The sequence below is a fragment of the Reyranella massiliensis 521 genome, assembly GCF_000312425.1.
GTDB lineage: Bacteria > Pseudomonadota > Alphaproteobacteria > Reyranellales > Reyranellaceae > Reyranella > Reyranella massiliensis.
Window position 1 is genome coordinate 2,642,683 of record NZ_HE997181.1, and the last position, 12,112, is coordinate 2,654,794.

Sequence of the window (12,112 nt, forward strand, 5' to 3'; positions counted from 1 at the left end):
CCGCCGCCGTTGCCGCCGTTGCCGCCGGTGTGCCAGGTGATGGGGCCGCCCTCCTCGCCGCCGCGCGCCACGGAGACGCCCGCGCCGCCGGCGCCGGCGCCCGCGAAGGAGCCGTTGTTGCCCGGGCCGCCCGGCGTGTAGCCCGCATTGTTGATACCGCCGCCGCCCGTGCCGCCGCCGCGTCCACCGCCGCCGCCCGAGCCGCCGATGAAGAGATTGAGGTCCCAGTCGATATAGTCGCCGCCGACACCGCCGCCGCCGCCGCCGCCGGCGATCGTGCCGTTGTTCGTGACGTTCAGCGTGTTGCGCACGTACATCGCAAGTCCGCCCGCTTCGCCGTTGATGCCGGCCACGCCGTTGCCGCCCTGGCCGCCGCGCCCGCCGACGGTGCGGCCGGCATTCACGGTGAGGTTGATCGCCGAGCCCGCCGGCAGCCCGCTGCAGGTCAGGGCCGCGACGCCGGTGTACGCCGAGTTGACGTCGGCATCGAGGACGACGTTGCCCACCACCGGATCGATGCCGTTCCAGCCCATGTATGTCGCCAGCGTCGACATGCTCAGGTTCGTAACGGCGGTATTGTAGGTGAAGTCGAAGCGGAACGACTTGAAGTAGACCTTCTTCCAGAGGCCGCCGTCGTTGGTCCAGATGCCCTTGACCGGCTTCCACACGCCGGCGTCCTTGACGTGGATCGCCGTCGCCCTCTTCCAGGCCCCGGCGTTCTTCACGAATGTCGACTCGTTCGCCATGGCCCTACACCTGGTACCAGATATCGCCGTTGTTGCCGCCGGACGGCGCCGCGGTCGAGACGGTGCGCTGGCCCTTGCCGTTGAGGCCGGGCGCGATCTTGGCGTCCGTGACCTGGCCGTCGGCGATCTTGATGGTCGTCACGGCATCGTTGGCCAGCTTCGCGGTGGTGACGTGGCCGTCCCAGATCTCGTTCACGCCCACCGCGTTCAGCACGGCAAGCCCGCCCAGGCCGAGATTGACGCGAGCCGCCCCGACATTGTTCGCGCCCGTGCCGCCCACGGCGATGCCCAGCGCGGCAATGCCCGTGATGCTGCCGCCGGTGATCGACACGCTGTTGCCGTTCTGCGTCGCCATCGAGCCCAGCCCGAGACTGCCGCGCGCCCCGGCGGAGTCGGTGGCGCCGGTGCCGCCCCAGGCCAGCGGCACGACATTCGCCGTCGCCACCACGCCCAGCCCGAGATTGCTGCGCGCGCCCGCCGCCGTCGTGGCGCCCGTGCCGCCGCCGGCAATCGAGATGCCCTGCGTGTAGAACACGCCGTCCCATAGCTTCTCGAGCAGGTAGGTGGAGGTGTTGAACCGCATCGCGCCGTTCGGCAGGTTCGACGGCAGGCTGCCCGTGCCCAGCATCGTGATCGCGGCATTGTCGCGGTCTTTGATCATCTGCATCACGTCGGTGTAGAGCGATGCGTTCTGCGGATTGTTCCAGTCGGCCATCTCGATCTCCTGTATTCGCCTCCCCATTCAAATGGGGAGGTGTCAGCGTCTCCGCTGACGGAGGGGTCAAAGCGGCGAGAGGGTCATGACCCCTCCGCCTCGCAAGACGAGGCACCTCCCCATTTGAATGGGGAGGCGGTTGTCAGTATCCCCGTGCGGTCCAGCTCACCTGGCCCGAAATGCGGTTGCCGGCGGCGTCGAACAGCAGGACCTTGAAGCTCGTGGGATACGGCACGCCCGCGAAGTCGTAGATCGCGTAGCGCGCCGCGGTGCCCACGGGCGTGGTCTGGATCGAGTTCACCGAGGTGAACGGCGTGTTGAACAGGACGGTCGTGCCGCCGCTGTCGCCGGCGCCGGCCGAGACCAGCCCGGCATCCGTCTTGGTCTTGGAGGCGAGCTTCACCGACATCCCGCCGATCGCGCACACTGCGCCGGTGCTGACGAAGCCCAGGGTCACGCGCAGATGGCGGAAATTCGCCACGTATTGCTGCGATCCCGTGCCGACCATGGTCCAGGCCAGCCCGTCGAGGCTGCTTTCGAGCGTCGTGGTCATCGCCACCGCGCCGGAGACGTCGGCCTTGCTGACATTGATCGTCACCAGCGTGGCGTCGACCGTCGAGCCGTAGTCGAAGCTCTCCCGGTAGGAGGCGGTGCCCGGTCCGGGATCGAGCCAGTCGAGGTAGCCGGCGTCGATCTGGTCCTGCGGCTGGTCCCAGCCGCGGTTGGTGAAGTGCGTCAGCCAGGTCTCGCCGGTATGGGTCGGGCCGTAGAGCACGCCGCCCTGCAGGGTCATGTTGACCTTGGCGCCGGCGAAGACCGACGGCCATTCGACGCGCAGCAGGTAATCCGGCGGCTGGCTGACCACCGCCGTCACCGAGGTCGGCACGCCTTCGTTGCCGCCGCTGTCGACCGCCGCCACCCAGTAGGTGTAGGTGCCGGCCGCGCTCTCGAACACGCTGGTGAAGGTGCCGGACTTGTCGCCGATCAGCGTGCCGGTGGACCATGCGCCGCCCTTCTTCACCACGTAGCGGTCGATGGGCAGCGCCGAGGTGGCGCCGCTCCAGCGCAGCAGCACGTTGTTGTCGATCACCTGCGCGGTCAGCCCCGAGACGGCGGTCGGCGCGGCGACATTGAGCGTGGCCGAGCCCGGCGCACCGGCGTTGCCGGCCTTGTCGATGCCCGCCACCCAGAAGGTGCGGCTGCCGCCCCAGCGCACCGGCGAGGTGAAGGTCGTGCCCTTGACGCGCGAGACGAACGCGCCGCTCGCCCAGTCGCCGCCCTGGCGGATTTCGTACTCCTCGACCTGGAAGGAGGAGGCGCCGCCGGTCCAGGCGATCTTGTAGAGGTCGGACTCCAGCGCGACCGAGACCGAGGGCGTCGGCGGCGCAGCGACCACCACGTCGAGGCTTGCCGGCACGAGGCTGTAGATGCCCTGCGGCCGCGTCACCGCCGCGACCCAGTAGGTGTGCGTGCCCGCGCCGACGCCCTTCTCGGTATGGCGCAGCTCGCGCGGCGCGCCGACCTTGGTGGCCCCGGCCCAGCTCGCGCCGCGGCGCACCTCGTAGTGATCGACGTTGAGGTCTTCCACCGCGTCCCATTTGATGGCGATGCCGTCGGGATCGTAGACGGACTGCAGGCCGGTGACGTTGCTGGGCGGGATCGCGGTGGTCAGCGTGATGTCGGGCGCTATCATCCACGCGCTGGTCTTGCCGTTCAGCGCCTTGGCGCGCACGCGGAAATCGTAGACGCCTTCCTGGCTGTCCTGATACTCGATGCTGGTCATCGAGGTCGTGCCGATGGTCTGGTAGTCGAGGTCCTGCGGCCCCTTGACCTGCACCTCGTAGGCATAGACGCGGCCGTCGTCCGACTTCTCCCACGACAGGATCGCCGCCGCGCGCACCGCCGAGCCCACCTGATAGAGCCGCATCATGGAGGATGGCCCGGTCGGCGGCACGATCGGCCCGGTCGGCGTCACATTGTAGGGCGGCGGCGGGACGACGATGCCCTTCTCGACGCGATCGAACTTGGCGGGGTCGTGGAACACGCCCATCGCCTCGAAGGTCGCGGGCCCGACCTCGATGTTGGAGACCAGCAGGAACTGCCGCGCCTCCAGCGACGTCGAGGTGATGGCCCACACCGCGCCGGCCAGCGGCACCTCATGCAGCGGCGTCGACCAGGTGAAGGTCGCGGTCTCGCCCGCCGCGTTGGTGAGCGTGCGCTTCTGCAACGTGCCGTCGGGCATGGTGATGTGCAGGGTGTAGCTGAAAGCCGCCAGCACGGCGTAGGGCTGGTCGACCGTCACGCTGCCGAGCGTGGCCGAGACGATGCGGCCGCCGAAGATCTGCTGCGCGTAGTTCTCGTCGGCGATGGACACGATGTCGCCGGGGAACTTGTCGGCCAGCTCCAGCCCCGACCGGAAATGCACCGTCTCGGTCGCCGTGCGCTCGGTGTCGAGCACCCACTTGCCGGCCCGGATCGCCTGGCCGCGGCTGGTGCAGCCATAGGCCACGATGTCGATCTGGCGCACGCCGTAGAGCGCCACGCCTTCGGGATCGTCGACCCATTCGACGGCGGGACGATAGGCGTCGGCCGGATCGTTCCACACCACCTTGGCCGTGGTGTGCCGCGCCTTGAGCGACGTGCCTTCGTACTTGAACTCGCCGCCCAGCACGTTGGCGTTGGTGAACAGCGCCACCGGCGACTTCGGCATGTCGGCGGTCGCGCGCACCGCGCCCGAGGACCAGAACGGCATGCCGCGGAAGATCGACGCCATGGTGTTGACCACGGCATAGGCTTCCTGGCGGCTGTTCAGCAGCAGGTTGCAGGTGTAGCGCGGCTCCTTAGCCCCGGCGCCGTCGTCGATGCCGAGGTAGGCGCCGCTCTCGTCCACCGCGTCGCAATATTGCGCGATGGTGTAGAGGTCCCACTTCCAGGGATTCACCGACGCGGGATCGAGGCCGAGGCCATAGCGCTCGTTCGTCAGCAGGTCGTAGAAGCACCAGGCCGGATTGTCGGACCAGGCGGTCTTGAAGGTGCCGTTCCAGTCGCCGGTATAGGTGCGGGTGAGCGGATCGTAGTTCGTCGGCACCTTGATCAGCAGGCCCTTGACGTCGTAGGAGCGCGCCGGCGCGGACCCCGAGAACTGCGCCGTGTCGATCTGCATGCCGCAATAGGCGACGTTGGGATGGGCGAGCTTGCCGTCGACCACTTCGGTGATCGAGGTCCAGAAGAGCTGGTCCTTGAACCATTCCGGCGGATCGTCGTCGTTCTCGCGGACGATCTTGATGTCCCACGGCGCGCCGCCGGCCGGCAGCGCGATGCGATAGTCGCGCTGGTAGGTCGAGGTCGTCTTGCCGTGGAAGCCGACATAGTGCGTCTGCACGAAGGCGCCGCCATGCGCCTTGACGGAGATGAAGAAGTTGGACGTGTAGGGGTTGATGTCGCCCGTCACGTTGTTCTGCATGTAGAGCGCGGGCGTCGAGATCTTGACGATGACGGCGTTGGCCTGCGGATTGGAGACGGTGCGCGTGACGCCGCCGTTGGACTTGCGGATCTCCAGCCCCTGCCCGCCGCCCAGCGACACCGTGTTGCGGCTCGACGGGAAGCCCGCCATGTAGCTCTGCGTGCCGAACGGATAGCCGTAGCGCGTGTCGAAGGCGACGCCGGTGAAGTTGAAGGTGCCGTCGGCGTTCTTGAGCGGCGTGTCGTCGAAGTAGATCGACTGGTCTTCGTTGACCAGCCCATGGATCGGCCCCTCGCACCACAGGTCGAGGAAGCGCGCGATGGAGCGCGACTGCAGCGAGTTCGGCGCCTCGACCGGCGAGCGCCCCACCGGCTCCGACTTCGCCCCGCCCTTGCCGCCGCTGCCGCCGCGCCCGAAGACGGTGTGGCTCGGGATGATGGAACTCACCGATTGCCTCCTGGAGAAAGCTCTGTCGTCCTGAGCGCAGCGAAGGACCTCATCGCCGCCGCAACCACCCTGTCCTCGACGCCATGAGATCCTTCGCTGCGCTCAGGATGACAAAGACACCACGACCCACAGCTCGGCTCCCGCATAGGCCTGAACAGCCGACAGGGTAGCGACGGCGGACGCTGGACGCCGCCGCCCCGGCCGCAGTGGCGCAGCCCCGCGCCACCCGCGTCTCTCATCGCCCTCCCCACCTGAATGGCAAGAGGTGGCACTCCCTAAGGGGTAGGCGACCTCCTCGACTGAACACATGCGCTTGCAGTGGGCATGCGCCAGAACAACCATGAATCACCGGCGCTCGTTCACGGGAGTTTCCGGACGCGAAAACTTTGGGGCACGTCCGGTGGCGAAGGACACTCAGGCGGGGGACAAACCACAGACGACCATACTGGCCGAGCGCGCCTGCAAGGTCGGCGGTGGTGTCTGCGCCGCCAGCATCGGCAGCGCCCAGACCCAGCTTCAGGACTGGACCTGGCTGTTCATGGCGTCGGGGACCATCGGTGCGGCCGCCTTCTGTGCCGGCGGCCTGTTCATGATCTTCGACGGCCACAAGGCCATCCGAAGCTCCAGCAAGAGGAAAGAGGTCGTCCGCCGCGGCGTGCAGCTGGCCGGCATAACGGGCATCCTCGCCGTCGTCGGCTATTTCGTGGCCGACAACTTCGAGCCGCTGGGCCGCATCTTCGGCCGCTCCCGGCCACCGGCGGAAGCCAGCCGGCCCGCGACGGACGATCCGCCGGAAAGCGGGGTAAAGTCCGCCGCGGCGCCCGCGCCTTCGACCTCGCCCTCAGCCGCGCCCTCGCCTTCACCCTCGCCGCAGGCTTCGGCCCAGACCCAGGAAGCGATGTCGGGCGCGGGCGTTGCCGCGCTGGCTCCCCAGGCTCCGGTTCCTCAGGCTCCGGCCGGCAGACCTGCGCTTCCGCCACCTGTGCTCTCGCCCGGCCCGCCCGAGACCGTCTCGCTCTACGGCAACACGCCGCGCGCGCTGTGCGGGCAGGCCGACATGAGCGCGCGGCGCAGCAGCTCGGTCCGGCCCGCGCCCGCCGGCTGGATTCTCTACAGCACCGACTATTTCTCCGGCTTCAAGGAACAGCCGCTGGCGTTCGGCGAGCCGTTCAGGATCGGCAACTGCACGCTCGTCCTGGAGGGAATCGATCCCGAGCTGCCGCGGCTGGATTTCAAGGTGATCAGGTGACAACCAATCCATCGCCTGACAGGGGGCGCGCCATGGCACTCAGGATCTTCTCGAGCGTGCTCGCGGGGTTGGCCGTCGCCGTCGCCGCTTCGGGCGCAGCGCTTGCCTGCGAAAAGCTCATCGACATGCCGACGCCCCGCATCGAAGAGATGATGGAGGTGATGAAGGATAGCGGCAGCAGCGAGCTGAAGCAGCTTCTCGCCTTCGAGGAGCTGGCCTGCTCGAACCGGCCGGCCGTCCGCAAGTTCGCCGTCGATACGGGGCTTGCCTCCAAGAGCAAGTCGCTGCGCAGCCAGTCGCTCGCCATCCTGCTGATGCAGCGCGACCAGGTCCGGCTGGACCTGCTCGAAGAGCTCAAGGGCGACCGCACGATGGAGCAGTGGATCCGCAGCAACGGCCGCAGCGTCGCCTACAAGTTCCACGAGCGGGAGGCGACGCAGAACTGCATTTCCCTGGCGGCCGGCCACAAATGCCCCGGCCCGTACATGATCGCGATCGACGGGCTGAACATCCGCATCATCGACCCGGCCCATCACCTGACCGGCACCTTCGCCCTCCAGCCGGACAACTCGTTGCGCGGCACGATCCTCGTCAAACGCGCCGCCCGGCCCGTTGCGGCCAAGATCGAACTCGAGAAGTGAACGGCGTCTACAGCTCGCCGCCCGAGAAGGGTTGGCGGGCGGTGGTGCCCGGTGCGCCGGCGGTGACGGTGCCTTCGATTTGATCGGTCGAGACTGAGGCGGCCACCAGCGTCGAGCCGATGCGCATGCGGCCGTAGAGGATCGGGATCGGGCCGCCCTGCTCCGACGTGTTGACCGCGCCGCCATAGATGAAACTCGTCCGCGCCTCGGGCCGCTCCATGTTCGTGTAGGCCGCCTGCGAGGCCTGCGGCGTCGGCGAGATGAGCTGTGAGACGCCGGTGAGCGCCATCATGAGGCCGACCGAGGCGATGTTGCCGTAGGTGATCGAGCCGAGGATCAAGCCCGAGCCGATCGCGGCACTCATGCCCGTGCCCGCAGCTGCGCCGCCGACAAACGTGCCGGCCGCCATCCCCGCCTCGACGACGCCGATAGCCCCCGCGTCGCCCGCAGCCATCGCGAGGCCACCAGCCGAAAGACCCGCCGTAAAGAACGCGCCCGCGATCATCACCACGCCCAGGATGATCTTGCCGACCGTCTTGCCCGTGCTGCCGCCGCCCGCGCCCATCGCCGCCGGCATGATGTGGATGTCGTGCTTGCCGAGCGTCATCGGCAGTTCGGCGAGGTCGAGGTCGATGCCGCCGCGCCGCGTCGCGCCCTTCACGAAGGAATAGGCCGGCCCGCGGAAGAAATACTCCTTGAAGCCCGGCCGGATCGCCGACAGCGCCCATATCGCTTCCGGCAACGTGTCGACCTCGAGGCGATGGCGATAGCCGAAGCGCCGGCCCAGCGCGCCGTAGAGATAGACCTGGCGCATCATGGTGCCCTCTCTGTCATCCTGAGCGCAGCGAAGGATCCCATTGCGCTAACCCAGGACACGACTGTCTCACGGCCATTGGATCCTTCGCTGCGCTCAGGATGACAACGACTCATCGCCCGTCCCCTTCTGCAATCGATTGCACGGCGGATTGGAGGGCACCAGGCCGCAGCCGCATCGTCCTGGCGTGGTACTTCTGCTTCCACGGGCCCAGCACGTCCTTGCGCGAGAGGCGGTTGGTGAGATGGTGCAGCACCAGCCCGTTGCCGACATAGATGCCGGTGTGGTTGATCGTGGGCGCGCCGACCTGGAACAGCAGCACGTCGCCCGGCTGCAACGGCTCGCTGTCGCCGAACGCGTCGAAGTCGAAGCGGTGGAGATTGTCCTCAATGACCCGCTGGCCCTTGGTCCACCAGTCGGGATCGCGCGGGGTCAAGGGCAGGACCAGCCCGCGCTCCTGCCGGTACCAGTCGCGCACCAGCGCGTAGCAGTCGGCGATGCCGTGACGGAACACGCGTTGCTCGTAGGGCGCGACGGGCAGCATATCGCCCCAGAAGAAGAGTTTGGGCCGGTGCACGGGATCGAGCACGGCGATGCCCCACGGCACGTCGTCTTCGGCGGCCTGTTCCATGTCGGTCTTCGACGGGCCGTCGAGCCCGTGCGGATGGGAATGCACGATGGCGCGCAGCGCGCCCGACGCCCGCGCTTGCGCCATGAAGCTTGCGTCGATCTCGAACGACGTCGTGCGGTCGGCGGCGAGGTTGGCGCAGGGCACGTAGCGGTCGCCTCCCTCCGTGCCGTCGTGCCTGCCCAGCACGACGCCGCACACTTCTTCGGGCGCGCCTTGCCGCGCATGGTCGAGGATGGCGTCGCGTACGGCGGGGGAAATCTCAAACATCAGCGGGTCCTCGAAACGGCGGGAAAGCCCGAGAACGGCAGCTCGCCGTCGGCGCCGAAGCGGGCCTTGCAGCCCGAGAGCTTGTGGCTGCAGACGTCGAGATGGGCCGCGTCGGTCGGCGCGTCCTTGGCGGTGAACTTCGCCGCACCGGCATAGGGGCAGGTGCCGGGCACGAACTGAGCCGTGGCGGCGTCCCACTTGCGATAGGTCTCGGTGCAGGAGTCGCGGATGATCTGGCGGCGCGGCAGCATCACGCCCTGCTGGTCGAGCGCGGCCGAGAGGTCGAACTCGATCATGCCCTTGGTCTGCGAGACCTTGCGGTCGATGTGGTAGACGTCGGGGATGTAGTGCGTGTCGGGATCGGCGTCGGGCTGGCCGTCGAGATATTTCTTCAGCGTCTTCCAGCGCGTGACCTTCGCCCCCAGCAGGTCGTTGTACTGCACGACGGCGGCCTGCAGGAGGCCGAGCGCATTGCCGACGGTGAGCTTGGGCCTGGGCAGCTGGCCGCGGCCCGCCCACTCGAAGCCTTCGGCGACGATGGGATGCGGCGCGTAGGTGTTGCCCTTCCACACCGGCGCAGCGCCGTCGACCAGGCCGGAACAGAAATACCAGATCTCCGTGCCGCCGATCGGCGCGGTGTCGATGTCGAACAGCACGACGATGTCGCCGGGCGTGAGCGACTGGTTGTCGGCGGCGAGCCCCCGCGTGACGGCGAACAGCTCGTCGCCATGCGGCAGCACGCCGTGCGGCGCGGTGGAGGACATGAGGGATCTCCGGGAGCGATGCCGGCGGCGGCGCTGCTACGCGGCCGACCAGGGCAGAGGCCGGGGCACGATGGGCGGGTTGAGCCGCGCGTCGACGGCCTGGGCGAGCGAGGCCTCGTGGCGGTCGACCGCCTCGGCGCCCAGCGTTGCCTGCACCCAGGCGACGATGGTGGCTTCGGTCAGCGCCTCGAAGGGCACGAAGGCGGCCTGCGCATCGAGATCGATATCGCAGGTGCCGTAGATCGACTCCTGCACCTCGCCGTCGTGGCCGAACAGGCGCCAGTGGACCTTGCCGACGACATTCTCCAGATCGCCGACCTGGGGGTAGCATTCCAGGCGCTCGATTTTCCAGGTGAAAGCAACAGCCATGCGACCCTCCTTGGTCGTTCGATGATTAGGCGACTTCCGTCACCGGGATCGGGGCGGGCAGGTTCCGGTGGCGGCAAAAGAAAACAGGTTCAGGCGGGCGCGAGAGTGGTAATGGTCCCGCCGCTACCACGGTATTTGAGAGCACCGCCGGAGATGTAGATGTAACCACCCGTCCCCGGTGTCACCGGGTCGGTGGTACCTGCCAGCCAGAGATGGCAGTTCACGTTCAGTGACATCTTGTCGGCACCGGCGTTGTTCCGCCAGAAGTGCTGGTTGAATTCGGAGTAGAACTGATCGATGTCGTAGCCTTTCTCCTGCATCCACTTGTCTGCATGAAAAAGAAGACGCTCAACGCGGCGACCACCGATGATCATATTGAACTTGCAGGACGCGCTACCGCCGCCACTGTGGTTGTACATCGCCATCGTAAGAGGGCCGTCGAAATTGACTTGCATTGAGAACTGGCCGATATCGGCACCAGAGAACAAGCGGTTGCCGATAAGGACATAGCCGCCGAAAGGCTGGAGGACTAGATCACCCTTCGTGTTAGCCTGGTTCGCGACTTCCAGAAACATAACGTTCGTCGAGTCCTGCCCGATAAGCATGCGCGTGTGAGTCGCACCGCCTGCTGAATTATAGGTACCGAAATTGGCAATGTTGGCATAACTGGTCGTAACGGGTGACGGCCACATAACATCGAGCGGCGTTCCCGGGCTGCGGCCGACCCCAAGGCCTGTCGCGTTAATGATAGCGCGCTCTACCCCGCCTGAAGACCGCAGGAGGTGGCTGTCAAAGTCGCTGTAGCGAGTGTTGATGCCGGCCCCGTACTCGTGGAGATACTGGCCATTATAGTTAACGCCGCGATATACAGAGCGCCCACCAACATCCTGCCAAAACTCGCTGGCAGAACCCGCGGTACCCCAGTTCTTGAACAGCACCTTGAGCCCTGGATTGCCATGCACTTCAAGTTGGTTGATTGACCCTGGCGCGCCGCCGATGCCGACACCGGCATCAGTGACGTACAGTTTGCTACCAGTCGCTGAGGCCAACTCAAGCGTTGAGCCCTTCACTGTAAGGGGCTGGAAAGACCCCACACCGGACGCATCGACACCTTCGATGGCGCTTCCAGTCGAGTTCGTCATGACGCGAACGCCTTTGGTCGCGCCCGCTGCAAGGAAAATATTCGGATCGCCCACTTTGATGGATACGCCAAAGATGGGATTGGAGTGACCGTAACCAACGCCGAGCGCAGCCACATCAAAGTACAGGTTCTTGCCTGCGAAACCATCCATGTCGTAAGCCCCAATCCGACCGATGTCATTTGTCGCGTCAAACTGGGCGAATACGAACTTCCGGGTGCCGCTGGCATAGAGACGGAGCGCATCATTGCCGCGCGCACCGGCATGAGCTACCTCCAATCGCCCGCCGGAGGGCACGATACCTATACCAACAAGTCCATTAACGATCCGCGCCCACTCCGTGAAGGTCGTCTTGTCGTATTTGCCGAAGGCGATGGCGGCGTTGGTGGTGGACAGCGCATTGGCGAAGATGTTGAGGGTGTTGGGGGAAATGCCGAAGCCAGACGCACCTGCATTACCGTCGTCATAGAGATAGAGGCCAGCTAATCCGGCCGATGTCCCGAACGACAGGCGAGCATTGGGAGTGACAGTCCCAATACCAATGTTGCCGTTACCGCCAACGGCCAGATAGTTGGGCCAGAAGCTGGCGTCGGTTGTAATTCCGAGGCCAAAGCCGAAGGCGTTGCTTCCCGGCATATAGCCAAGAGAGACGACCTGCGTGCCGTTCCGAATAAATGCGACTTGCTGGCCACCGGAAGGGCCGCGGGTGATCTGGATCGCCTGGCCATAGTTGTTCGGATCGGCCACGCCATCCGTACCCCTCCGCCGGGACCGCCTGTACGATTGAGGTCTGAAGTCCGAGATTAGGGTCTCCCGTCGACGCGGTGATCGTGTCCATGGAGAGCAAGTGGACACGATCGTAAATGT

At 66.5% G+C, this 12,112-nt stretch carries 9 protein-coding genes and 1 pseudogene; 2 read left to right on the top strand and 8 right to left on the bottom strand.

Going from position 1 to position 12,112, the window contains the following annotated elements:
• The 3 genes and pseudogenes from BN60_RS28860 to BN60_RS28865 form a co-directional block, all read right to left on the bottom strand.
• Window positions 1-746 (bottom strand): annotated as a pseudogene (locus BN60_RS28860) (hypothetical protein); the annotation flags it as partial.
• A 4-nt stretch (window positions 747-750) separates the two neighbouring features.
• Entirely contained in the window at window positions 751-1,461 is a 711-nt protein-coding gene (locus BN60_RS30875; RefSeq protein WP_020696510.1) for a hypothetical protein, read from the bottom strand.
• Between the two features lie 142 nt (window positions 1,462-1,603).
• Window positions 1,604-5,371, bottom strand: coding sequence for a TipJ family phage tail tip protein (locus BN60_RS28865; RefSeq protein ID WP_020696511.1), 3,768 nt, complete (start codon window positions 5,369-5,371; stop codon window positions 1,604-1,606).
• Window positions 5,372-5,771: 400 nt separating this feature from the next.
• Here BN60_RS28865 and BN60_RS28870 point away from each other — a divergent pair, with 400 nt between their 5' ends.
• Window positions 5,772-6,620, top strand: coding sequence for a hypothetical protein (locus tag BN60_RS28870; protein WP_051150130.1), 849 nt, complete (start codon window positions 5,772-5,774; stop codon window positions 6,618-6,620).
• A gap of 32 nt (window positions 6,621-6,652) precedes the next feature.
• A complete protein-coding gene (locus tag BN60_RS13090) occupies window positions 6,653-7,261 on the top strand; it encodes a hypothetical protein (protein WP_020696512.1) in 609 nt (202 codons plus the stop codon).
• Between the two features lie 7 nt (window positions 7,262-7,268).
• Here BN60_RS13090 and BN60_RS13095 read toward each other — a convergent pair whose 3' ends face one another.
• The 5 genes from BN60_RS13095 to BN60_RS13115 all read right to left on the bottom strand — a co-directional run bounded on the left by BN60_RS13095 (window position 7,269) and on the right by BN60_RS13115 (window position 11,992).
• Window positions 7,269-8,078 carry a tail assembly protein gene (locus BN60_RS13095; protein WP_020696513.1) on the bottom strand — a complete coding sequence of 270 codons (810 nt, stop codon included), beginning with the start codon at window positions 8,076-8,078 and terminating at the stop codon, window positions 7,269-7,271.
• 109 nt (window positions 8,079-8,187) lie between these two features.
• The gene (locus tag BN60_RS13100) at window positions 8,188-8,973 is read right to left on the bottom strand and encodes a Mov34/MPN/PAD-1 family protein (RefSeq protein WP_020696514.1); all 786 of its coding nucleotides are present in this window, start codon (window positions 8,971-8,973) and stop codon (window positions 8,188-8,190) included.
• Complete coding sequence (locus BN60_RS13105) at window positions 8,973-9,737, bottom strand: phage minor tail protein L (protein ID WP_020696515.1); 765 nt, start codon at window positions 9,735-9,737, stop codon at window positions 8,973-8,975. The genes BN60_RS13100 and BN60_RS13105 overlap by 1 nt, the downstream gene beginning before the upstream one ends.
• Before the next feature lie 36 nt (window positions 9,738-9,773).
• The gene (locus BN60_RS13110; RefSeq protein ID WP_020696516.1) at window positions 9,774-10,106 is read right to left on the bottom strand and encodes a DUF7936 family protein; all 333 of its coding nucleotides are present in this window, start codon (window positions 10,104-10,106) and stop codon (window positions 9,774-9,776) included.
• A gap of 89 nt (window positions 10,107-10,195) precedes the next feature.
• Window positions 10,196-11,992, bottom strand: a complete 1,797-nt coding sequence (locus BN60_RS13115; RefSeq protein WP_020696517.1) for a hypothetical protein — start codon at window positions 11,990-11,992, stop codon at window positions 10,196-10,198.
• Window positions 11,993-12,112: the final 120 nt, after the last annotated feature.